This window comes from Vibrio sp. Vb0937 (genome assembly GCF_033338855.1).
This window is the reverse complement of sequence record NZ_JAWOTK010000433.1, coordinates 1-1,041: the sequence shown is the minus strand read 5'-3', so window position 1 is coordinate 1,041 and position 1,041 is coordinate 1. Positions and strand designations below refer to the sequence as shown.

2 protein-coding genes are annotated in these 1,041 nt (G+C 46.1%); one reads left to right on the top strand and one right to left on the bottom strand.

The window, feature by feature from the left end; genetic code table 11:
* On the top strand, positions 1-134 hold a 134-nt coding region (locus R7P67_RS26285; protein WP_318086512.1), incomplete at its 5' end, for a helix-turn-helix domain-containing protein.
* Positions 135-252: 118 nt separating this feature from the next.
* Here R7P67_RS26285 and R7P67_RS26280 read toward each other — a convergent pair.
* Positions 253-1,041, bottom strand: a 789-nt coding sequence (locus R7P67_RS26280; RefSeq protein WP_318086511.1) for an AMP-binding protein, incomplete at its 5' end; no start/stop codon positions are given.

The window sequence follows — 1,041 nt, the reverse complement described above, 5'->3', positions numbered from 1 at the left end:
TGGGGCTAACACGACAAAGTGTTCATAAGGTACTAAAGAAATTGGAAAACTCGAACATTCTTAGGCTGCAATACGGCAGTATTACCATATTGAATCCGCTGAAAATGGAAGCGTATCTCAAACAGTTGGAATAGTTGTAGATGCAAACACGTCTTTGGTCTAACCGGCGTACTCAGCCAAAAAGACCACCAGCCAATGCCATGTAGATCAAACAAAAAGCCAGCGAGAGCTTCGCTGGCTTTGACATCATACTTATGCGACTTCGAGTTCCGATTTTAGCTCTCTCTTTAAGATCTTACCCGTAGCACTCATCGGTAACTGTTCACGAATTTCGACAAACCTTGGGTATTTGAAATTGGCTAACTGCTCTCGCCCCCATAATTGCAGCTCATCGGCTTCGACAAATTGATTCGGTTTTAATACCACATAGGCTTTGATCTCTTCGCCATATTCTTGATGCGGAATACCTATCACGGCCACCATCGCTACCGCAGGATGCGTCATGAATACTTCTTCAATCTCACGAGGATACACATTGAAGCCACCTCGAATGATCAGGTCTTTCATCCTGTCGACAATAAACAGATTACCCGACTCATCAAATCGCCCGACGTCACCGGTATGGAACCAACCACTTTGCAACACCGATTCCGTCACTTCTGGGCGATCAAGATAACCTTTCATGACGTTGTGCCCGCGCACAATAATTTCGCCTTCCTCACCGACAGGGAGAGCATGACCGTCAAGATCAACGACTTTCACCTCAACACCTTGAATCGGTTGCCCGACAGAGCCCGGTACTCGCTCTTGATCAAGGTGATTAAAACACGCTATCGGACTGGTTTCGGACAAGCCGTAACCTTCTAGAATTGGTACATTGAATCGTGCTTCAAAGGTCTTAAATACTTCTGTCGGTAGTGACGAGCCTCCACTAACGGCTACTCGTAGCGACGAAATATCGCAATTATGTTCAACATGCAGCAAACCAATGTACATCGTAGGGACACCGGCAAAGAGTGTCACTCGATGCTTTTCGATCAG